The 22056-nt window shown below is 68.2% G+C and carries 19 protein-coding genes; 10 read left to right on the plus strand and 9 right to left on the minus strand.

Annotation, left to right across the window (positions count from 1 at the left end):
• Nucleotides 1-19: 19 nt before the first annotated feature.
• Complete coding sequence (locus ACYVJH_RS12070) at nt 20-904, minus strand: hypothetical protein (RefSeq protein WP_460454904.1); 885 nt, start codon at nt 902-904, stop codon at nt 20-22.
• Between the two features lie 165 nt (nt 905-1069).
• Here ACYVJH_RS12070 and ACYVJH_RS12075 point away from each other — a divergent pair, with 165 nt between their 5' ends.
• The 6 genes from ACYVJH_RS12075 (at nt 1070) to ACYVJH_RS12100 (ending at nt 8516) form a co-directional block, all read left to right on the plus strand.
• Nucleotides 1070-1597 (plus strand): EF-hand domain-containing protein, encoded by a 528-nt coding sequence (locus tag ACYVJH_RS12075; protein ID WP_460454905.1) that lies wholly within the window; start codon nt 1070-1072, stop codon nt 1595-1597.
• Between the two features lie 424 nt (nt 1598-2021).
• On the plus strand, nt 2022-3374 hold the full coding sequence (aceF, locus tag ACYVJH_RS12080) for a dihydrolipoyllysine-residue acetyltransferase (protein ID WP_460454906.1): 1353 nt from the start codon (nt 2022-2024) through the stop codon (nt 3372-3374).
• Nucleotides 3375-3381: 7 nt separating this feature from the next.
• Complete coding sequence (locus ACYVJH_RS12085; RefSeq protein ID WP_460454907.1) at nt 3382-4440, plus strand: mechanosensitive ion channel family protein; 1059 nt, start codon at nt 3382-3384, stop codon at nt 4438-4440.
• Between the two features lie 55 nt (nt 4441-4495).
• Nucleotides 4496-6061 carry a GNAT family N-acetyltransferase gene (locus ACYVJH_RS12090; RefSeq protein WP_460454908.1) on the plus strand — a complete coding sequence of 522 codons (1566 nt, stop codon included), beginning with the start codon at nt 4496-4498 and terminating at the stop codon, nt 6059-6061.
• Between the two features lie 26 nt (nt 6062-6087).
• Entirely contained in the window at nt 6088-7884 is a 1797-nt protein-coding gene (gene lpdA / locus ACYVJH_RS12095; RefSeq protein ID WP_460454909.1) for a dihydrolipoyl dehydrogenase, read from the plus strand.
• A 2-nt stretch (nt 7885-7886) separates the two neighbouring features.
• Nucleotides 7887-8516 carry a hypothetical protein gene (locus tag ACYVJH_RS12100; RefSeq protein ID WP_460454910.1) on the plus strand — a complete coding sequence of 210 codons (630 nt, stop codon included), beginning with the start codon at nt 7887-7889 and terminating at the stop codon, nt 8514-8516.
• Between the two features lie 83 nt (nt 8517-8599).
• Here ACYVJH_RS12100 and ACYVJH_RS12105 read toward each other — a convergent pair whose 3' ends face one another.
• The 8 genes from ACYVJH_RS12105 to ACYVJH_RS12140 all read right to left on the minus strand — a co-directional run bounded on the left by ACYVJH_RS12105 (nt 8600) and on the right by ACYVJH_RS12140 (nt 16195).
• Nucleotides 8600-8806 carry a DUF2061 domain-containing protein gene (locus ACYVJH_RS12105; RefSeq protein WP_460454911.1) on the minus strand — a complete coding sequence of 69 codons (207 nt, stop codon included), beginning with the start codon at nt 8804-8806 and terminating at the stop codon, nt 8600-8602.
• A 294-nt stretch (nt 8807-9100) separates the two neighbouring features.
• Nucleotides 9101-10468, minus strand: coding sequence for an SLC13 family permease (locus ACYVJH_RS12110; protein ID WP_460454912.1), 1368 nt, complete (start codon nt 10466-10468; stop codon nt 9101-9103).
• A gap of 2 nt (nt 10469-10470) precedes the next feature.
• A complete protein-coding gene (locus ACYVJH_RS12115) occupies nt 10471-10803 on the minus strand; it encodes a Na+/H+ antiporter subunit G (protein ID WP_460454913.1) in 333 nt (110 codons plus the stop codon).
• Nucleotides 10800-11069 carry a K+/H+ antiporter subunit F gene (locus ACYVJH_RS12120; protein WP_460454914.1) on the minus strand — a complete coding sequence of 90 codons (270 nt, stop codon included), beginning with the start codon at nt 11067-11069 and terminating at the stop codon, nt 10800-10802. Before ACYVJH_RS12120 ends, ACYVJH_RS12115 begins: the two co-directional genes overlap by 4 nt.
• Nucleotides 11066-11551: a Na+/H+ antiporter subunit E gene (locus ACYVJH_RS12125; protein WP_460454915.1), complete on the minus strand. Its 486-nt coding sequence runs from the start codon at nt 11549-11551 to the stop codon at nt 11066-11068. The genes ACYVJH_RS12120 and ACYVJH_RS12125 overlap by 4 nt, the downstream gene beginning before the upstream one ends.
• The gene (locus tag ACYVJH_RS12130) at nt 11548-13074 is read right to left on the minus strand and encodes a monovalent cation/H+ antiporter subunit D (protein ID WP_460454916.1); all 1527 of its coding nucleotides are present in this window, start codon (nt 13072-13074) and stop codon (nt 11548-11550) included. The genes ACYVJH_RS12125 and ACYVJH_RS12130 overlap by 4 nt, the downstream gene beginning before the upstream one ends.
• Nucleotides 13074-13430: a Na+/H+ antiporter subunit C gene (locus tag ACYVJH_RS12135; protein ID WP_460454917.1), complete on the minus strand. Its 357-nt coding sequence runs from the start codon at nt 13428-13430 to the stop codon at nt 13074-13076. Before ACYVJH_RS12135 ends, ACYVJH_RS12130 begins: the two co-directional genes overlap by 1 nt.
• On the minus strand, nt 13430-16195 hold the full coding sequence (locus ACYVJH_RS12140) for a monovalent cation/H+ antiporter subunit A (protein ID WP_460454918.1): 2766 nt from the start codon (nt 16193-16195) through the stop codon (nt 13430-13432). The genes ACYVJH_RS12135 and ACYVJH_RS12140 overlap by 1 nt, the downstream gene beginning before the upstream one ends.
• A 163-nt stretch (nt 16196-16358) precedes the next feature.
• Here ACYVJH_RS12140 and ACYVJH_RS12145 point away from each other — a divergent pair, with 163 nt between their 5' ends.
• The 4 genes from ACYVJH_RS12145 (at nt 16359) to ACYVJH_RS12160 (ending at nt 22051) form a co-directional block, all read left to right on the plus strand.
• Nucleotides 16359-17204, plus strand: a complete 846-nt coding sequence (locus tag ACYVJH_RS12145) for a Rossmann-fold NAD(P)-binding domain-containing protein (RefSeq protein ID WP_460454919.1) — start codon at nt 16359-16361, stop codon at nt 17202-17204.
• A gap of 137 nt (nt 17205-17341) precedes the next feature.
• On the plus strand, nt 17342-19369 hold the full coding sequence (locus ACYVJH_RS12150; RefSeq protein ID WP_460454920.1) for a DUF1302 domain-containing protein: 2028 nt from the start codon (nt 17342-17344) through the stop codon (nt 19367-19369).
• A gap of 17 nt (nt 19370-19386) precedes the next feature.
• A complete protein-coding gene (locus ACYVJH_RS12155; RefSeq protein ID WP_460454921.1) occupies nt 19387-20754 on the plus strand; it encodes a DUF1329 domain-containing protein in 1368 nt (455 codons plus the stop codon).
• 91 nt (nt 20755-20845) lie between these two features.
• Nucleotides 20846-22051, plus strand: a complete 1206-nt coding sequence (locus ACYVJH_RS12160; RefSeq protein WP_460454922.1) for a WD40/YVTN/BNR-like repeat-containing protein — start codon at nt 20846-20848, stop codon at nt 22049-22051.
• The last annotated feature ends 5 nt before the right edge of the window (nt 22052-22056 follow it).

Here is a 22056-nt window from a genome sequence, read left to right on the forward strand (position 1 = left end):
CCCTAAGGGCGAAATCCGCCTAGTCGTCGGCCTGGCAGCCGTCGCTGTAGTGCAGCCAGCCGGTGACCAGGCCGCCGTCGGTCTCGATCCGCTCGACCCGGCCGCAGGTCAGCATGGGTCGGTTTTCACCCGGGGGGTACCAGCGCGGCTGGTCCTCGCCGGGCAGGATGTCGGCGGTCGGCACGGGTTTGACCGATTCGATGTCGCCGGCGCCCAGGTCCACCAGGCAGTCGAAGCGGTCGCCGCCCGAATCCACCAGGCGCACTGCCGCCTTGCCGTTGTCCAGGGGCCAGGCGGTGCTGGCAGCTTCGGTGACCACGCCGCCGTCGAAGGCACAGCGCAGGACCGCCTTGCCCAGGGCGGGCAGGTTGCGGCTCCAGTCCTGCGAAGGCTTGCCGCCGGCATCGAACACCGGCGCGTTTTCCAGGTCCAGGCCATATTCCACGCGGCAGCAGCCGCTGCCTTCGCGGCCGTCGGCGAACCGCAGCGCCGCACTGAAGGGCATCGCCGGGCCATCGGCCATGGTGTCGAAACACTGGGCCGGCGACAGCACCGCGCCGGTGAAGGCCGCCGGATCGTCCTCGGGCGCGCCGCGGAAGGTCCAGGCCCCGGTGCCGGTGGGCGCGAGATCCCCGACCATCAGGGTTTCGGTCCCGGGCTCGGAAAGCACGCCGCCGTGCACGCCCAGTTCAAGGGACCAGAAAGGCTCGTTGCCACTGCAGCGGAAGCTCCGGGGTACCTGGCCTGGCGCGGGCTCGGACTCGGCCGGCGGGGCCGGCATCGGCATGGCTTCCACGGCCGGTTCCGGCGCGGTGATGTCCGTGGCGGGCACCTCTGCCTCGGGCGCCCGGGAGCACGCGGCCAGGGCAAGGGCGGTCAGTGACAGCAGCAGCATGGGGCGCATGGCGAACCTCCGGCACGAAGGCCCACGATGCCGCAGGGTCCCTGCGCCGGCAAGCTGAACGAACCCGGGGCACACGGGGACGCCCGGTCAACCCGGAGGCCTGGCGGGCGTTCTGGAGGGGCAAGGGCGGAATCCACCGCCACGAACACGAAACGGAGAACGCACATGCGCAAGACCCTGGTTTTCACTGCGCTGGCCCTGGCCAGTGGACTCGTGATGGCGCAGCAGGCCGGCCCCGCCGACACCGGTACCGACCGCGAAGCCATGCGCGCCCAATGGCGTGCCAAGGCGGATGCCCGCTTCACCGCGGCCGACAAGGACGGCGACGGCCAGCTCGACCGTATCGAGGCCCAGGGCCTGGGCGAGCGCCTGGCCAGGAACTTCGAGCGGGTCGACGGCAATTCCGACGGCCGGATCAGTCGCGACGAGATGGCGGCCATGCATGCCCGGATGCGTCACCACCACGGCGGCAAGGCAGGTCATCGCATGGGCTACATGCATGGGCTGATGAAGGGCATGGACGACGACGGCAACGGCGCGATCAGCCGGGCTGAGCTCGGCGACAAGCTGCCGAAGTTGGCGGAGAACTTCGCGACCATCGACAGCAACGGCGACGGAGAACTGGGTCGCGACGAAATGCGCGCATTCCACAAGGCCCGGCACGCCGGGCGAAACGCCGCGAAAACGGACTGAGGCAGGGTGGTGGCCGGAGCGGGGCGCGGGGGCGCCCCGCTCCGGAGCGATGCCGAACGTCCGTTCGCCGCAGTCCGGCGCCGAATGAAGGCTGCTTGGGCGTGATCAATCCGGGATGAACCCGGCGCCAAGGCCGGGTGAAGCCAACGCCCGATGAACGCCAGGGGAACCAAATCCCGGGCAGCGTGTCCCAAATGGCACAGGTGCCGCCAAGATGTCCGGGCGACCCTGTTCCCCGAGCAAGGGACTATCGGAAGCAGATCATTAGGCGCATGGGCCGCAATGGTCCCGTCCGGATGCGAACAGCACGCGCATCCCCAGGCGTTAGCGCCGCCCACGCCCCCCAGGGATCAACCGGGGGGTTTTTTTTGGGGCCAACCGGGGGACAATGCAAAACCCTCCGTTCGAAAACCCCAGGTGGACCATGGCCGAGCTCAAGGAAGCGCGGGTGCCGGATATCGGCGACGACAAGGACGTGCCGGTGATTGAAGTGCTCGTGAAGCCGGGCGACACCGTCAGCAAGGACCAGGGTCTGGTCACGCTGGAGTCCGACAAGGCAACGATGGAAGTGCCGGCGCCCTTCGACGGCGTGGTGCGCGAGGTGAAGGTGAAGGTTGGCGACGAGCTGTCCGAAGGTTCGGTGGTGGCGCTGATCGAGCCCGCCGCGGAAGTGGCGGACAAGCCGGCGGCGAAAGCCGAGGCAAAGCCTGCGCAAAAGACCGAAGCCAAGCCCGGGCCCAAGGCCGAGGCCGCGCCTGAAGCCAAGCCGGAGCCAAAGTCCGAGCCCAAGGCCGGGCCGGCCCAGCCCTCGACGCCGGCCATGAACGCCGGCAACCCGAATTCCCCGCCCGTCACCTTCGATGCCGAGGCCCTGATGCCCGGCAAGGTGCCGCACGCCAGCCCGGCCGTGCGTCTGTTCGCCCGCGAACTGGGCGTCGACCTGGACCAGGTCGCCGGCAGCGCCCGCGGTGGCCGCATAAGCAAAGAGGACGTGCAGGCCCACGTGAAGTCGGTGATGGCCGGCGGCGGCGCCGCACGCGGCGGCGGCGGCCTGGACCTGATCGCCTGGCCCAAGGTCGACTTCTCGAAGTTCGGCGAGGTCGAGCGCAAGCCGCTGTCGCGCATCCAGAAGCTCAGTGGCGCCAACCTGGCCCGCAACTGGGCGATGATCCCGCACGTCACCCAGTTCGAGGACGCCGACATCACCGAGATGGAGGCTTTCCGCAAGCGCCTGGGCGAAGAAAACAAGGACACCAAGGTCACGCCGCTGGTGTTCCTGATCAAGGCCGCGGTGGCGGGCCTGAAAAAATTCCCGGCCTTCAACGCCTCGCTCGACGGCGACGAGCTGGTGCTCAAGCAGTACTTCAACATCGGCATCGCCGTGGACACGCCCGATGGCCTGGTCGTGCCGGTGATCCGCGACGCCGACCGCAAGGGTCTGCTGGAGCTGGCCCGCGAACTGGGCGAGATCAGCGCCAAGGCGCGCGACAAGAAGCTGTCGTCGGCGGACATGCAGGGCGGCTGCTTCTCGATCAGTTCGCTGGGCGGCATCGGCGGCACGGCCTTCACGCCGATCATAAACGCGCCCGAAGTGGCCATCCTGGGCGTTTCGCGCAGCGCCATGAAGCCGGTCTGGAACGGCAAGGAATTCACGCCCCGGCTGATGCTGCCGCTGAGCCTGAGCTACGACCACCGGGTCATCGACGGCGCCGCCGCCGCGCGTTTCACCAGTTACCTGTCGCAGGTGCTGGGCGACCTGCGCCGGCTGCTGCTGTGACGGGTTCATGAGCGCACCGGCCGCACAAGCAAGCCAAGCCGCCGCTGATACGGCCGCCGTCGCGGGCAAGGGCTGGTGGAACCAGGTCCTGGTGGAAATCGGCGGTGTCAGCCTGACCCCGGCCGGGCTGACCGGCGCGGTCAGCGTATTCGTCATCGCCTGGCTGGTGTCGATGGTGCTTCGCCGCGGCCTGGCGCGGCTTTCCGAGCGCAAGGGCACGCGCGATCGCCGCGCCGCCATCTACGCCGTTGGCCGCATGCTGCACTACCTGCTGCTGTTCATCGCCTTCCTGGTGGCGCTGGAACTCATCGGCCTGCCAGCCAGCCGCTTCGCGGTGTTCGCCGGCGCGATCGGCGTCGGCCTGGGCTTCGGCCTGCAGGCGATCTTCAACAACTTCATCTCCGGCATCATCCTGCTGTTCGACCGCAGCCTGAAGGTCGGCGATTTCGTCGAACTCGAATCGGGCGTGCATGGCGAGGTCAGCGACATCAACATCCGTGCCACCCGCATCACCACCAACGACAACATCGAGATCCTGGTGCCGAACTCCGAGTTCGTCAGCGGCCGGGTGGTGAACTGGACCCACAACGATGTTTCGCGCCGGCTGCGCATTCCCTTCGGCGTGGCCTACGGCAGCGACAAGGAAACGGTGAAGACCGCGGCGCTGGAAGCCGCCGCCGCCGTTCCCTTCACCCTGGCGCAGGAAGGCCCGCGCCGGCCCCAGGTGTGGTTGACCGAATTCGGCGACTCCAGCCTGAACTTCGACCTGGTGGTCTGGCTTACCGCCGAAGCCACCAAGCGCCCGTCGGCGGTGAAGGCCGCCTATAACTGGGAGCTGGAAACCGCGCTGGCCAGGCACGGCCTCGAGATCCCATTCCCGCAGCGCGACCTGCATATCCGCAGCGCCTTCGGCCTGCGCGACAAGGATGCCTGGACAGCGCTGGGCCGGCCGGCTCCGGAGGAGAAGCAGGCGCCGCCGCCGGTCCGGTCCGGCGACAACGACGCCACCGAGGACGTCAAGCGCGAAATCGCCGAAGCGCCCGCCAAGCCCGCACCCGAAGAATGACGTCTGGCGCCAGGCTCCTGCTGCACAACCTGCTCCGCAAACAAGGATTGAATTGATGTCCCGTAGTGACGACGACAGCCGATCCAAACTTTTCGTGCGACTTGCCACGCGCGCCGACATTCCCGCGATCATCGCGCTTTCCGCGCGCACCTACGGCGAGCACATGGCCTACACGCCGGAAATGGTCGGCGGCCAGCTCACGCAGTTCCCGGGAGGCCAGTTCGTCGCCGAATACGATGGCGAAGTCGTGGGCTACTGCGCCACGTTCTGCATCGCCGAGGCCGTAGCCCTGGCGCCCCACGGCTGGCGGGAGATCACCGGTGGCGGCTATGCCTCGCGCCACGACGTCGCCGGCGATTGGCTTTACGGCATGGAAGTGTGCGTGGACCCGGCGCGTCGCGGCCTGCGCATTGGGCGGCGCCTGTACGACCGGCGCAAGCGCCTGTGCATGCAGCTCGACCTCAAGGGCATCGTCTTCGGCGGCCGCCTGCCGGGCCTGGCCAAACGATTCAAGCAATTCGGCAGTGCCCAGGCCTACGTGGACGCGGTCGAGGAGGGCAGGGCGCGCGACATGGCGCTGTCGTTCCAGCTGAGCAACCAGTTCGAGGTGATCGGCGTGCTGCCTGATTACCTGCCGTCCGACCATGAATCACTGGGTTACGCCGCCCACCTGGCCTGGCGCAATCCCAGCTTTTCCGACCATCCGGAAATCCGCAAGGCCCAGCTCAGCGGCGACCTGCCGTTGGCGGTGCGCGTGGCGACCGTGCAGTACCAGCAGCGACGCATCAAGACCTTCGAGGAATTCGCCACTCAGATCGAATACTTCGTCGACATCGCCGCTGATTACCGCAGCGATTTCGTGGTGTTCCCGGAGCTGATCACGCTGCAGTTGCTGTCTATCGAGAACAAGCCGCTGTCGCCCTCCGACTCCATCCGCACGCTGACCAAGTACACCAACCAGTACCGCGAGCTGATGAACAAGCTGGCGGTGTCCTACAACATCAACATCATCGGTGGCTCGCATCCGACCCAGATGGACGATGGCGACATCCACAACATCTGCTACGTGGCCCTGCGCGACGGATCCATCCACGAACGCGAGAAGATCCACCCCACGCCCAACGAAGTGCACTGGTGGAAGATCGCCGGTGGCGACAGCGCCGAAGCCATTCCGACCGACTGCGGCCCGATCGGCGTGATGATCTGCTACGACTCCGAGTTCCCGGAGCTGGCGCGGCACCTGGTCGACCAGGGCGCGATGATCCTGTTCGTGCCCTATTGCACCGACGTGCGCCAGGGCCACCTTCGCGTCCGCTATTGCTGCCAGGCGCGCGCGGTCGAGAACCAGGTTTACGTGGTTACCTCGGGTAACGTCGGCAACCTGCCGGGCGTGAACAACTTCGACATTCAGTACGCGCAGAGCTGCATCATCACCCCCTGCGACTTCCCGTTCGCGCCCGAAGGCATCGCCGCCGACACCACGCCCAACGCCGAGCAGGTGGCCTTCGCCGACCTGCGCCTGGACGACCTGATGCAGGCCCGCGCCTCCGGCACCGTGCAGAACCTGCGCGACCGCCGCCACGACCTCTACCAGACCACCTGGAAAAAGCGCCGCGTTTGAGGCGCCTGGAACCCCAAGGAAAGACCATGGCCAAGACCATTGAACTGAAGGTGCCGGACATCGGCGACGACAAGGACGTGCCGGTGATCGAGCTGCTGGTGCAGCCCGGCGACACCGTGGCCAAGGACCAGGGCCTGGTCACGCTCGAATCCGACAAGGCCACGATGGAAGTGCCGGCCAGCGACGCCGGCGTCATCAAGGAACTGAAGGTGAAGGTGGGCGACACGGTGTCGGCCGGCGACGTGCTGGCGATTGCCGAACCTGCGGACCGTGTATCCGGCGACGACAAGAAGGCCGCCGGCAAGGCGGACGAGGCCACCAAGGAATCGACGCCCGATTCGGATGCCGGCGGCGAAAAAAAGAACACCGGCGCGCCGGCGGCCCAGGCCGCTGGCGCCTCCGGCCGCAAGCCCGACCTCGAATGCCGCATGCTCGTGCTCGGCGCCGGCCCCGGCGGTTACACCGCCGCCTTCCGTTCGGCCGACCTGGGCATGGATACCGTCCTGGTCGAGCGTTATGACGCGCTCGGCGGCGTCTGCCTCAACGTCGGCTGCATTCCTTCCAAGGCCCTGCTTCACGCCGCCGAAGTGCTGGTTGAGGCCAAGCACGCGGCCGACTTCGGCATCAGCTTCGGTGAGCCCAGGATCGACCTCGACAAGCTGCGCGGCCACAAGGAAAAGGTCGTGGGCCAGATGGTCAAGGGCCTGGCCGGCATGGCGAAGCAGCGCAAGGTGCGCACGCTCACCGGCACCGGCAAGTTCATCTCGGCCAATGAGATCGAAGTCGACGGCAAGGATGGCAAGACGCTCGTTCGCTTCGAGCAATGCATCATCGCCGCCGGTTCCCAACCGGTGAAGCTGCCGGCTTTCCCTTGGGACGACAAGCGCGTCATGGACTCCACCGACGCGCTGGAACTGGCCGACGTGCCCAAGCACCTGCTGGTGGTCGGCGGCGGCATCATCGGCCTGGAGATGGCCTGCGTGTACAGCGCGCTGGGCAGCGAGGTCACCGTCGTCGAATTCATGGACCAGTTGATGCCGGGCGCCGACAAGGACCTGGTCAAGCCGCTGGCCGATTTGCTGAAGAAGCGCGGCGTCGCGGTGCACCTGGGCTGCAAGGTCACCGACGTCGCCGCGAAGAAGGACGGCCTGCACGCCAGCTTCGAAGGTGGATCAAAGCCCGAGCGCAGAAAGTTCGACCGCGCCCTGGTGTCGGTGGGTCGCGCCCCCAACGGCGGCAAGATCGACGCCGGCAAGGCCGGCGTCGAAGTCACCGACCGGGGTTTCATCCCCGTTGATCGTCAGATGCGCACCAACGTGGCTCACATCTTCGCCATCGGCGACATCGTCGGCCAGCCCATGCTGGCTCACAAGGCCACGCACGAAGGCAAGCTGGCGGCCGAAGTGGCCTTCGGCGAAAAGAAGGAGTGGGTGGCGCGCGTGATTCCCTCGGTGGCCTACACCGATCCGGAAATCGCCTGGGTCGGCGTCACCGAGACCGAAGCCAAGGCCAAGGGCCTGAAGGTCGGCGTGGCGAAGTTCCCCTGGGCGGCCTCGGGCCGCGCCGTCGGCATCGGCCGCACGGAAGGCTTCACCAAGCTGATCTTCGATGAAGCCAGCGACCGCATCATCGGCGGTGGCATCGTCGGCGTGCATGCCGGCGACCTGATCACCGAAGTCGCCCTGGCCATCGAAATGGGCTGCGAAGCCGCCGACATCGGCCACACCATCCACCCGCACCCGACGCTCAGCGAGTCGGTGGGCATGGCCGCCGAGATCCAGGACGGCAGCATCACCGACCTGTACATTCCGAAGAAGAAATAGGCATGGGCTGGATTCGGGGCATCCTGTCGAGCCTGTTGCTGATGCTGGCCTTGCCAGCCGAAGCGTGCTCGTGCGGACCGGACGGCTATTGGGACACGCTTGAGAAGCGAATCGACAAGGCTGACCGGGTGGCACTGGTTCGAATTGAGTTCGCCTACCTGCGGGCGCTGCCGGCTGACCATTGGTATGCACCCCATGAAACGCCTACTGTGGAAGCGCCGCAGGGCTTTGGTGCAACGCGCTATGGTTTCCGTGAAATCGAGCGATTCAAAGGCGAAGGCCTTGAGCTTCCGGTGATCCTCAACGAAAACGCCAGCAACTGTGCCAGGCGCCTGCAGCTGGGGACCTATGTACTGATCCTTGCTGAGCCCGGCACCTCGGAGGTTTGGCATCGCATGTGCCTTCCGCATGAGATTGAGGACCTCGGGCCAGTCCTCGCCTTCCAGCGCGAATGGTTGAAAGGCGTGCGCGCCTACATCTCCGGGCGTAGTCCGATTCATGCGTGTGACAACTTTGCGGTGCCGCCCAAGGCGCTGGACAAGGTTTGCCACGAACGTCGGCTGGAACATCGCAATGCCGGCTTGCGTGAGCTGCGCCCCGTCTTCGCACCACTACGTCGGCCAAGGCAATAAAGAAACGCCCCGGCGAACTGTTCGCCGGGGCGCCGATCCCGACGCGGCGCTCCTGCCCCGGTGCGAGGCGGCGGGATACGTGGCTAGATTCTCAGGGGCGCGCTGAACGCCGCCTTCGCGCGGCGGGCCTCAATTCGCTTCCAGACCTTTTCGTGGAAGTGGTACGCCACCGTATTGCAGGCCGGTTCAACCAGCGCCAGCACGCCACCCACCACCACGCTGCCGGTCAACGCGTACCCGACGCCGAAGGCGCGACACCTCCTCAGCGTTACGTCGCGGCCGATGGGCAAGCTGCTTCTCGGCAAATTGGAGCATCAGCGCATTCGTTGCAGGCTAGCGAGCGCGCGATGCGCTCTTGATCTCCTGTCGGCCCCGACGTCCATTCCAGGAGGTAGCGTGCAGTCGCCCTGGCCGACTCTCGGAGACATGGATGTCGACGAGAAGCCCCCATGGATGGGTTCACGGCGTGTCGGCCAGGGCGACTGCGCGCTGCCTCCACTCGCGCAAGGAACTCGTACCGGCGCTTCGCTTGGCCAAAGGCCAAGGGCCAAGAGCTCGGGCCTGAAGTCCCTCCCACAAGGGCTTCAGGAGAAGGCGAACCAGCAGACGGTGCAGATGACCACGGCGGCCAGCACGTTCAGCATCGCGCCCTCGCGGAACATGCGCTGGGCGCTGACCAGGCCGCTGCCGTAGGCGATGGCGTTGGGCGCCGTCGCGACCGGCAGCATGAAGGCGCCGCTGGCCGCCAGCACCGCCGGGAACATCAGCAGCGCCGGGTCGACGCCGATGGCAACGCCCGTGGCCGCCAGGATCGGCATCATCAGCACGGCCGTGGCGGTATTGCTGGCGATCTCGGACATCATCAGCACCGCCACCACGATCACCACCAGCAGCAGCGGCAGGGGCAGCGTGCCCAGGCCCGCCAGGTGCCCGGCCAGCGCGCCGCTGAGTCCCGAAGACTGGAAGGCGGTGGCCAGCGCGATGCCGCCGCCGAACAGCACCAGGGCGCCCCAGGGAATCGATTCCGCGGTTTCCCAGTCCAGCAGGCGGCTGCCCTTGCCATCGGGGATCACGCACATCAGCACCACGGCCAGCAGGGCCACCGCCGCGTCGTTGGCGCCGGGCATCAGCAGCCAGGTGCTCCAGCCGCCGAAGGGTTCGGTGCGCGTCACCCAGGCCAGCGCGGTCAGCGCGAACACGATCACCACGCGACGCTCTCCGGGCGTCCACAGCCCCGACGCCGGCAGCTGCGCCGCCGGCGTGCCGGCCAGGCCCCGGCCCAGCCACCAGCCCACCATCGGCAGCAGAAGCAGCACCACCGGGATGCCAATGCTCATCCAGTCCAGGAAGCCATAACGTGTGCCCGTGGTTTCCGCGTAGACCTGCATGAACACCAGGTTCGGCGGCGAACCGATCGGCGTTCCCAAACCGCCGATGCTGGCCGAATAGGCGATCGCCAGGATCAGCGGCGCCTGCAGCCGCTTGTCCGGATACACCTGCAGGATGGCCAGCGCCACCGGCAGCATCACCAGGGTGGTGGCGGTGTTGGAAATCCACATGCTCAGCGCGCCACAGGCGGCGATGAAGCCGAACAGCAGGCTGCGCCCGCTGCTGCCCCCGAAGGCGCGGACCATGCCCAGGGCCAGGCGGCGGTGGGCGCCGCAGCGTTCGAGCGCGCGCGAGAGCATGAAGCCACCGCCGAGCAGCAGGATCAGTTCGTGGCCATAACTTTGCGCCACCTGTTTGGCGTCAAGCACGCCCAGCACCGGGAACAGCGCCAGCGGCAGCAGGGCGGTGACGGGCGCGCGCACGGGCTCGAGCACCCACCACAGCGCGCACCACCCGGTCATGCCCAGCGTGGCGGCCAGCGCGTGCGGGCTGCCCTGCGACGTGGCGAAAAAATAAAGCGAAACCGCAAGCAGCGGGCCGGCCGGCAGGGCAAGCCGGCGCACGCTCAGGCGTCCCCGTCCTGGCCGGGCGGCGGGCCAGGTCGCAGCGAGGGGTCGCTGGACAGGGCGGCGCGCGCCACCAGGTAGGCGCTGACCGGTGCGGTCATGAACAGGAACAGCGTGATCAGCAGTTCGCGCAGGCTGGGTGTGCCCTGCATCGCCTGCCACAGCATCGACGCCAGCAGCACGCCGCCGACGCCCAGGGTGCTGGCCTTGGTCGGGCCGTGCAGGCGCTTGAAGATGTCGCCGAGCTTGGCCAGGCCCCAGCTGGCGACCAGGGCGAATCCGCTGCCGGCCAGCAGCAGGGTGCAGACGAGCAGTTCAAGGGCATAGGTCATTCGACGATGTCCCCGCGGATGACGAATTTCGACAATACGATCGTGCCCACGAAGCCCAGCATCGCGATGATCACCGCGGCCTCGAAGTAGATCGTGCTTCCGTCGCGCAGGCCGGCCAGCACCAGCAGCGCGATGGTGTTCACGTACAGCGTGTCCAGCGCCAGGATGCGGTCGGGAATGCCCGGGCCGCGCAGCAGGCGGTAGAGGTTGAGCACCATCGCCAGCGCGAAGGCGGCCATGGCGATGTTCAGGCTGGTCTGGATCATGGGAACACCTCCCGCAGCGGCGCTTCGTAGCGCGCCTTGATCTGGGCGATGGCGGCGTCGGCGTCCTCGAGGTGCAGGAAGTGCACCAGCAGGTGGCGCCGGTCGGGCGAAAGCTCGGACGACACCGTGCCCGGGGTCATGGTGATGATGCCGGCCAGGGTCGAGATGCCGTGCCGGTTGGTGAGGTCCAGCGGTATCCAGACGAAGCCCGGGCGCATCTTCGATTCCCGGCCCAGGATGCGCCGCGCCACTTCGATGTTCGACAGCACGATGTCCCACAGCACCACCACCACCAGGCGCGCGGCGACGCCGGGCCGGCGCATGTGCGCCCTGTCTTCGCGCAGGCGCTGCGCCACCAGCGGCAGGAGCACCGCCAGCACGGCCGCGAGCAGCACGTGCGCCAGCGCGGTGGTGGCCACCAGGAGCAGCCAGAGCACGAACACGGCCAGGCTCAGCAGCGGTGCGGGCAGCCAGCGTTTCATGGTTCCACCCCTGGCTTGGGAAGGGCGCCGCGCACGGCGTCGATGTAGGCGGCTGGCGCCACCAGCTGGGCGCCGGCGTCCTGCGCGTAGCGCAGCACGGGCCCCCCGAAGACGCTCAGCAGTGCGCCCATGGCGAGCAGCGCCAGCGTGGCGCCAACCTCGGAAGCACGCAGCCGCGGTATCGCCCCTGGTGCGGCGGGTTCGCCGCCTTCGCGCCAGAACAGCTGGCTGGCGGCGCTGGCCAGGGCCACCAGCACCAGCAGGCTGGTGCCCAGGATGACCGGCCAGAGCCAGCCGGCCTGGGCATCAGGCACCGCCGCGAGCAGGCTGAACTTGCCGACGAAACCCGACAGCGGCGGCAGGCCGGCGACCGAGACCGCCGCGACGAAGAACATAAGGCCGAGCAGGGTGCGGTGTTTCATGTGGTCAAGCTTGCGCAGGCTGTCGCCGGCGTTGTCGCGGTGGCGCCGGATCAGGTCGGCCAGGAGGAACAGCGCGCCGCCCACCAGGGTGCTGTGCAGCAGGTAATAAAGGCCCGCGCCCAGCGCCTCGGCGCTGGCCAGGCCCAGGGCGATGAACAGCGTCGCCGCCGAGCCCAGCACCAGGTAGGCCGCCATCAGGCGGAGGGAGGGCGCCGCCAGCGCGCCCAGCGTCGCCAGCACCAGCGTCGCCGCGCCCAGCGGCAGCAGCCAGGGCCAGGCCAGGTTTGCCAGCTCACCGGCCTCGGCGCCGAACACCAGGGTGAATACGCGCAGCACGGCGTACACGCCCAGCTTGGTCATGACCGCGAACAGCGCGGCGACCGCGGCCGGGCTGCGCGCGTAGGTTTCCGGCAGCCAGAAGTACAGCGGCAGCAGCGCCGCCTTGGCGCAGAACACCACCAGCAGCAGGCCGGCGGCGGCCTTGAGCGGGGCTGCCTCGGCCGCCGGCATGGCCGCCACGCGCACGGCCACTTCGGCCATGTTCAGCGCGCCGGTGAGGCCGTAGATGTAGCCCACCGCGAACAGGTACAGCGTGGAGGCGGTGATGTTGAAGGCCACGTACTGCAGGCCGCTTCGCACCCGCGCGCCGCGGGCGCCGCTGAGCAGCAGGCCGTAGGAGGCGATGAGCAGCACTTCGAAGAACACGAACAGGTTGAACAGGTCGGTGGTGAGGAAGGCGCCGTTGAGGCCCATCAGCTGGAACTGGAACAGCACGTGGAAGTGCAGCGCGCGCCGGTCCCAGCCACCGGTGGCGAACCACAGGCAGGGCAGGGCCAGCAGGCTGGTGGCCAGCAGCATGATCGCCGAGAGCCGGTCGGCGGCCAGCGCGATGCCGAGGTCCGCGGCCCAGTTGCCGACCAGGTAGACACGCGTGCCACCGTCATCGGCCTGCACCGCCAGCGTTGCCGCCACGGCCACCAGGCCGGCGCAGGACAGCAGCCCGACAAAACGATGGATGGCGATGCGCCGCGTCGGCACCATCAGCAGCACGATCGCTGCCAGCAGCGGCAGCAGGATCGGCACGATGGTCAGGTGCGCCATCACGGCTGGTTCTCCCGACGCGGTTCCGTGCCGTCGACGTGGTCGCTGCGGCTGTCGGACCGGCTGCGCACGGCGGTGACCAGCAGCACCGCGGTCATGGCGAAGGCGATGACGATGGCGGTGAGCACCAGTGCCTGCGGCAGCGGGTCGGAATGGTTGGCCAGCGTCGGGTCCAGGGCCTTGTCCAGGATCGGCGGCTTGGCCACCGCCAGCCGGCCCATGCTGAAGATCAGCAGGTTCACGGCATAGGAGAGCAGGGTCAGGCCCAGGATGACGTCGAAGCTCCGGGCCCGCAGCAGCAGGTAAACACCAGCCGCGACCAGGGTGCCGATGAAGATCGAAAGCGCCAGTTCCATCAGCGCGCCCCCCCGTGCAGCGGCGGCCGCACGGCGGCCATCATGCCCAGCATCAGCAGGCTTCCGGCGGCCACCACCAGGTACACACCAATGTCGAAGACCATGGCACTGGCCATCGGCAGCTTGCCCAGCAGCGGTACGGCCACGTAGTCGGTGTGGCTGGTCATGTACGGATAACCCAGCACCCAGCTGCCGACGCCGGTGAGCAGCGCCAGCATCAGGCCCAGGCCGATGACGCGCGGGTAGTCGAAGCCCAGCCTTTGTTCCATGTACTCATTGCCCGACAGCACGTACTGCAGCAATACCGGCACCGCCAGCACCAGGCCGGCGATGAAGCCGCCGCCGGGCAGGTTGTGCCCGCGCAGGAACAGGTACAGCGACACCGCCAGCGCCAGCGGCAGCAGCAGGCGCGCGACGGTGTTGGGAATGACCAGCGGATCGGGCGGCCCGTCGGCACGGCGTTCGGGCAACATCCGCGCGCGCCGCAGCATGGCGTGCACCACCAGGCCGGCGATGCCGAACACCGCGATCTCGCCCAGGGTGTCGAAACCGCGGAAGTCCACCAGGATGACGTTGACCACGTTGCTGCCGCCGCCTTCGGGCAGGGACAGGGCCAGGATCTGCGAGGCCACCGTGTCCAGCGGCCGGGTGATGATGGCGTAGGCCAGCGCCGCCACGCCGCCGCCCGCGGCAAGCGCGATGGCGCCATCGCGCCAGCGGCGCAGGCGCGAGGGCTCGGCTGCGGACTCGGCCGGCAGGTAGTTCAGCGACAGCAGCATCAGGGCGATCGTCACCATTTCCACCAGCAGCTGGGTCAGCGCCAGGTCGGGCGCCGACAGCAGCACGAAGGCCAGGCTGACCGCCAGGCCGACCGCGCCCATCACCACCAGCGCCAGCAGGCGGCGGCGGTGCAGCACGACCGTGGCCACGGTCGCCACCATGCCCAGGCCCCAGACCAGCCAGGCCAGCGGCGGCATCGGCTGGGACCGGCCGCCGAATACCAGGTCGGACGACAGGAAGGGCGCCATGCCCAGCGCCAGCGCCGACAGCACCACCAGCATCAGGTAACGCTGCAGGCTGCCGTTTTCCAGGCGCGCGGTGAGCTTGCCGGCCAGGCGCACGGCTTCGGCCACCTTCCATTCGTACAGCCGCCGGCCGCGCGAGTCGTAACTCACGCCGTAGAGGTCGATCAGCCGGCGGATGCCGAAATACAGCGCGATGCCGGCAGCCAGGCCGGCCAGGCTCATCATGAAGGGCGTATTGAAGCCGTGCCAGATCGCCAGGCTGTAATAGGGCACGTTGTCGCCCAGCACGCCCTGGGCGGCGGTCTGCAGCACCGGTGCGATGGTCAGCGCAGGCGCCACGCCCACGGCCAGGCACAGGATCACCAGGACCTCGACCGGGATTCGCATGAAGCGCGGCGGTTCATGCGGCGTGCGCTCGATGCGCACCGGCCCGGCGCCGAAGAAGGTGTCGTGCACGAAACGCAGGCTGTAGGCCACGCCGAAGGCGCCGGCCAGCACCGCGGCACCGGCGATGCCCCAGCGCATGAACATGTGGCCGCGGATCTCGAGCGCTTCGGTGAAGAACATTTCCTTGGACAGGAAACCATTGAGCAGCGGCACGCCCGCCATCGCCAGCGAGGCGATGATCGCCAGGATCGCGGTGTAGGGCAGCACGCGCAGCATGCCGCCGAGGCGGCGCATGTCGCGGGTGCCGGTTTCGTGGTCGATGATGCCGGCGGCCATGAACAGCGAGGCCTTGAAGGTGGCGTGGTTGAGGATGTGGAACAGGCCGGCCACCACCGCCATCGGCGTGGACAGGCCGAACAGCAGCGTGATCAGGCCCAGGTGCGAGATGGTCGAATACGCCAGCAGCCCCTTGAGGTCATGCTGGAAGATCGCGTGCCAGCTGCCCACCAGCAGCGTGATCGCGCCGACGCCACTGACCAGGTAGAAGAACAGGTCGCTGCCCGCCAGCGCCGGGTGCAGGCGCGCGAGCAGGAACACGCCGGCCTTCACCATCGTCGCCGAATGCAGGTAGGCCGAGACCGGCGTCGGCGCCGCCATGGCATGCGGCAGCCAGAACTGGAAAGGGAATTGCGCGCTCTTGGTGAACACCGCCAGCAGCACCAGCACCAGCGCGTAGGGATACAGCGGGCTGGCCAGGATCTGCGGCCCCGCGGCCAGCACCACGTCCAGTTCGTAGCTGCCGGTGATGCGGCCCAGCAGGATCACGCCGCCCAGCAGCGCCAGGCCACCGGCGCCGGTGATCGCCAGCGCCATCCGGGCGCCGTCGCGGGCGTCCTGGCGGTGGTTCCAGAAGCCGATCAGCAGGAAGGAGCTGATCGAGGTCAGCTCCCAGAACACCGCCAGCAGGACCAGGTTGCCGGCGATCACCATGCCCAGCATCGCGCCCATGAACAGCAGCAGGAAGGCCAGGAAGCGCGGCATGCTGTCGTTCGCGTCCAGGTAATAGCTGGCGTAGAGCACGATCAGCGCGCCGATGCCCAGCACCAGGCCGGCGAACATCCAGGCCAGGCCGTCGAGCCGCAGCGACAGGTCCAGGCCCATGGCGGGAATCCAGGGCACGAGGCTGCGCACGCCTTCGCCCGACATCACGTCGGGGGTCATCAGGGCGAGCAGCACCAGGCCGGCAACGGGCGCCAGCCCGGCCAGCCAGGCGGCCGCACGGCGCTGGCGGTCGGGCAGCAGGCCCACCAGCAGCGCGAGCACGAAGGGGATGGCCAGCAGTGTTCCGAGCATCGCGTTCCTTGCCTGGCCGCGCTCGGGCGGCCAGGGGCCGGGGCGGCGGTTTCGGGTGTCGTTGCACGACGAAGTTGGCCGCCGAGTCTATCGCATCGTTCCGCCAACGCGCCGTGCACGCGGCCCCCTTCGGTATGCTCGGCCCATGGAGAAGCGCGGGGGAGTGGCCGGGAGTTGGGGTGTATTCGGTCTGACCGGACTGGTCGGCGATTCCCTGCGCGCGCAGCTGCGGCCAGGCGACCCGCTGGCCTGGGCCGTCACCCGCCGGCCACCGGCGGGCGGGGACCGGCTGCCCTGGATCGTCGGCGAGCTGCCCGGCCTGGCCGATCCACCGCCGGTGCATGCCATCGCCAGCCTGGGCCCCCTGGATGCTTTCACGGACTGGTTCGAGGCGTCGTCGCTGGCGCCGGGACGGGTGGTGGTGCTGGGCTCGACCAGCCGCCACGGCAAGGCCGACTCGCCGGACCTTGCCGAGCGGGCGCTGGCCGGCCGGCTTGCCGACTGCGAGTCGCGCCTGGCGGCCTGCTGCGAAAGGCGCGGCAGCGCGCTGACCCTGCTGCGCCCCACCCTGATCTGGGGCCATGGCCGGGACCGGAACCTGGCGCGCCTGGTGGCGCTGGCCCGGCGCTGGCGCTGGCTGCCGCTGCCGCGCACGGCACGGGGGCTGCGCCAGCCGGTGCATGCCGATGACGTGGCCGCGGCGGTATTGGCGGCGCTGCGCGCACCCGAGCCGGTGCCGGGGGCCTTCGACCTGCCCGGCGGCGAGACCCTTCCTTATGACGTCATGGTGGCGCGCTGCCTGGCCGCGGCCGCGCCCGGCGCGCGCCTGCTGCGCGTGCCTGGGCCGCTGTTCCGGCTGGCCCTGGCCCTGGCCGGTCGGCGCGGTCCCGGCCCGGGCGTCGTGGCCCGGCTGGACCGCGACCTGGCTTACGACGGCGGCCCCGTAAGGGCTGCGCTGGGGCTTCCGGCCAGGCCATTCCGGCCGGGTCCGGACGATTTCCCGAAATGACCATACGCAACAGCATTGCCATTTCCTAACGAACTATTAATATGCCTAGAGGAAATGCTCTAGAGTCTGGGGGGAGCCAGATAGCCATGAACAACGCCCGGAATCCGCACCGTCGATCTGAACCCGAGGAAGCACTCATGAAGAAACTGCATGCAAACCACGGGCGGGTCGCTCGTGCCCGCCTGGCCGCCGCCGTTGCGGCCGGCCTGCTGATGGCCCCGGCCGCCCAGGCCATAGAGTTCTCGCGCGGCGAGCTCCAGGGCAGCTTCGATACCACCGTTTCCTACGGTTACTCCTGGCGTGTCGAGGAGCAGGACCCGAACCTCATCGGCAAGTCCTGGTTCGACCCGCTGCTGTGCACCCAGAACGTGCCGCTGGGTCCGATCCCGGTCGGCCCGGGTCGCTGCACCAGCACGGGCGGCGTGCCGGGTTCCCCGGCGCAGATCGCCGCGATGGGCCGTTTCTCGGCAAACCGCGACGACGGCAACCTCAAGTACGACGAAGGCGACGCCATCTCCAGCGCGATCAAGCTGACTTCCGAGCTCAGCCTGAACTACCGCGACTGGGGCATGTTCATGCGTGCCACGTACTTCCACGACTTCGAGAACGAAGGCCGTGACGACCTGACCGAAGAAGCGCAGGACCGCATTGGCCAGCGTTTCCGCATGCTCGACGCCTTCGTGTTCAAGAATTTCTCGCTGGCCGACGACGGCAGCCTGGCCGGCACCGTCCGCCTGGGTCGCCAGGTGGTCAGCTGGGGTGAGAGCACCTTCATCCAGAACGGCATCAACGTCATCAACCCGGTCGACCTTTCGGCGCTGCGCGTCGCCGGCGCCGAGTTGCGCGAGGCCTTCCTGCCGATCGACATGCTGTACGGCTCGATCAGCCTGAGCGACAACGTCTCGCTTGAGGCGGTGTACCTGTTCGAGTTCGAGGAAATCGAAATCGATGCCGCCGGCACCTATTTCAGCTCCAACGACTTCGCCAGCCCGGGCGGCACCTACGTGATGCTGGGCTTCGGCACCACGCCGCAGCCGGTCTACAACCCCGAGCGCTTCTTCAGCACCTGCTACAACGGCCCGGCTGGTTTCGCCACCTCCGACCGCTTCGCCGACCTGGCCGCGATCTACGGCCCGGCCACCGCCGGCCAGATCATCGCCATCGGCTGCGGCAACGCCGTGGGCCGCCTGCCCAACCGCAACGCCAGCGACAACGGCCAGTACGGCATGGCGCTGCGCTGGTTCGCGCCGGCGCTGAACGAAACCGAGTTCGGCTTCTACTTCCTGAACTACCACAGCCGCGTGCCGCTGCTGTCGGGCCGCGCGGTCAACAACCCGCTGGTGGGTGCCGCCTCGGGTCGCTTCTTCGCCGAGTTCCCGGAAGACATCCAGCTTTATGGCCTGAGCTGGAACACCACGCTGCCGGGCGGCGTCGCCTGGCAGGGTGAAATCAGCCACCGTCCGAACATGCCCCTGCAGGTTGACGACGTCGAGCTGCTGTACGCGGCGCTGACCCCGCTCAACCCGTTCATCCCGGTGCCGGCCCTGCAGTTCAACAGCCAGCTGGGCAACTTCGCCCTGGGCCAGGAAGTGCGCGGCTGGCGCGAGCATGAAGTCAGCCAGCTCCAGATGACCTTCACCAAGCTGTTCGCCGACGTGCTGGGCGCCAACCAGCTGGCGATGGTGGCCGAGATCGGTGGTACCGAGGTCTGGGACCTGCCGTCCCATTCCGAGCTCCGCTACGAAGGCGAAGGCACCGACACCGGCGGCGGCTGCGACGTTGGCGACTCGCTGGCGGCCGGCTTCCCGGGCCCGGGCGCGCTGGCCTTCGGCTGCATGCGCAACCCGCAGACGCTCGGCGGCGGCTTCCCGACCGCGTTCTCCTGGGGCTACCGCATCGCGGCGCGCGCCGACTACAACGGCGCCTTCGGCACCGCGCTCACGCTGTCACCACGCATCGCCTTCAACCATGACGTGAACGGCATCACCCCGGGACCCGGCGGGAACTTCCTGGAAGATCGCAAGTCCCTGACCCTGGGCGTCGAAGCGAACTACCTGCAGCAGTGGGTGTTCGACCTCAGCTACACCTCGTTCAGCGGCGCCAAGCAATATAACCAGATCCACGACCGCGACTTCGCGGCGTTCACCGTCAAGTACTCGTTCTGAGCCCAGGAGGCATACGGATGAAGATGAACAGGAAACACGCACTGGCCATCGCGGCCGGCGCCGTCCTCGCCGCTGGCACCGGAATGGTGCAGGCCGCGGTCAGCGCCGAGGAAGCGGCCAAGCTGGGCCGTGAACTCACCCCGGTGGGCGGCGAGAAGGCCGGCAATGCCGCCGGCACCATCCCGGCGTGGGATGGTGGCATCACCCGCCCGCCCGCGGGATTCCGCGTCGGCACCTTCCACCCCGACCCGTTCGCGGCCGACAAGGCGCTGTACTCGGTGACCCGCGCCAACCAGGCGCAGTACGCCAACGTGCTGTCGCCGGGCCAGAAGGCGATGTTCGCCAAGTACCCGACCTTCCGCATGGACGTGTACCCGACTCGCCGCAGCGCCTCGTTCCCGCAGCGGACCTACGAGTTCACCAAGCGCAACGCCACCCAGTGCACGCTGGTTTCCAACGGCGAAGGCGTGCGGAACTGCGCTGAGGGCATTCCGTTCCCGATTCCGCAGAACGCCTACGAGGTCATCTGGAACCACAAGCTCAAGTACAAGGGCCTGTCGGTCATCAGCTACTCGAACCAGGCCGCGCCCTCGTCCAGCGGCAACTTCACGCTGACCAAGGTGCGCGAGGAACTGCTGGGCCTGTACTACAAGCCGGGCAACACCTCCGAGAACATCAACAACATCCTGCTTTACTTCAAGCAGGAAGTGCTCGGCCCGGCGCGCCTGGCCGGCCAGGTGCTGCTGGTGCACGAAACCCTGAACGCGGCCGACGCGCCGCGCCAGGCATGGGTCTACAACCCGGGCCAGCGCCGCGTGCGCCGCGCCCCGAACGTGGCCTATGACAACCCGGGCACCGCTTCGGACGGCCTGCGCACCAATGACATGACCGACATGTTCAACGGCGCCATGGACCGATTCGATTGGGAGCTGGTCGGCAAGCGGGAAATGCTGGTCCCGTACAACGCCTACAAGGCGCACAGCGACAAGGTCAAGGTTGCCGACCTGATCCGCCCGGGCCACCTCAACCCCGACCACATGCGTTACGAACTGCATCGCGTGTGGGTGGTCGAGGCCAAGCTCAAGGAAGGCATGCGCCACATCAACAGCCGTCGCACCTTCTACGTGGACGAAGACAGCTGGCAGATCATGCTGATCGACCATTACGACGGCCAGGGCAACCTGTGGCGCTATTCCGACGCGCCGTCGGTGAACTACTACGAGGTCCCGACCTTCTGGTCCACCCTCGAAACCCACCACGACCTCAAGTCCGGCCGCTACATCACCATGCTGCTCGACAACGAGGACAAGGTGCGTGACTTTGGCTACCAGAGCACGCCGGCGAACTACTCGCCGCAAAACCTGCGCACCTCGGGCGTGCGTTGATCCACGAGTGAAGGAAACACCAGCCGCGCCCGAGAGGGCGCGGCTGCGTTAAGGGCCCCGCGCGACGCGGGGCAGCCGGAAGGGGGAGACGATGTCGAGCAAGCCAATCAACCGCACGCGCCTTGCGGGTGCCCTGCTGCTGGCGATGCTGCTGCCGCTGGCCGCGCAGGCCCAGGACGCACAGGCGCCTGCGACCGATGACATGGCCGAAGAGGCGATGCCCGATCCCACCGAGTCCATGGACGATTCCGCCATGGGCGTCGGCGAGACCGCCGCCGCTGCAGACCCGGCTTCGCAAGACGCGGAAATGATGCCGCGCGCCAGCCAGTCGCTGCTGCTCGACGCGGTGCAAACCGCAGCCGGTTACTTCGTCGTTGGCGAACGCGGACACATCCTGATGTCGGAGGACGGCCAGGCCTGGAAGCAGATGCCGGTGCCGACCCGTTCCACCCTGACTTCGATCTCCAGTTCCGACGGCGTGCTCTGGGCTGGCGGCCACGATGGCGTCATCGTGCATTCCACGGACGGCGGCCAGTCCTGGACCCGTCGTCGCCTGCAGGTATGGACCCCGGACTACGCCGATCCGCTGGACGGCGTGCCGGTGATGGACATGCTGATGGTGGATGGCATGAACGGCTTTGCGGTCGGTGCCTACGCCATGTTCCTCGAAACCACCGACGGCGGCGTCACCTGGTCGCCGCGCGGCATCATCAACTACGACGAGCCCGAACCGGCGGCCGAGGCGGCACCCGCCGCCGGGTCGGAAGCGCCCGCGGCCGATGACTGGACCTTCGATGCCTCCGACCTCCAGCTGGAGGCCGAGTCCGATCCGCACCTGTACGCCATGGCACGCACCGACCAGGGGCACCTGGTCATCGCCGGCGAGCGGGGCGCCTTCTTCCGCTCGACCGACGGCGGCCAGACCTGGGAACGCGACCGCTTGCCCTACGAGGGCTCGATGTTCGGCATCCTGGCCTTTGGTGGCCAGCACCTGCTGGTGCATGGCCTGCGCGGCAACGTGCTTGAGTCGCGCGACCTCGGCCGCAGCTGGACCGCTGTCGATACCGGCGTGAACACGTCCCTCATGGGCGGCCACGCCCTGGCCAACGGCGGCGCGATCCTGGTGGGTGCCAACGGTGTCGTGCTGACGCGACCCGACGCCGATTCACCGTTCACCGAAACCCGCTTCGAGATGGCGAACGGCGAAACGCCGAACCTGACCGGGGTCCTGCCGGCCGGCGATGCCGGCTTCATCGTGGTCGGCGACAAGGGCGCCGGCCTGTTCCGCCCGCAGTAAGGGAG

This window comes from Arenimonas aestuarii (genome assembly GCF_054781715.1).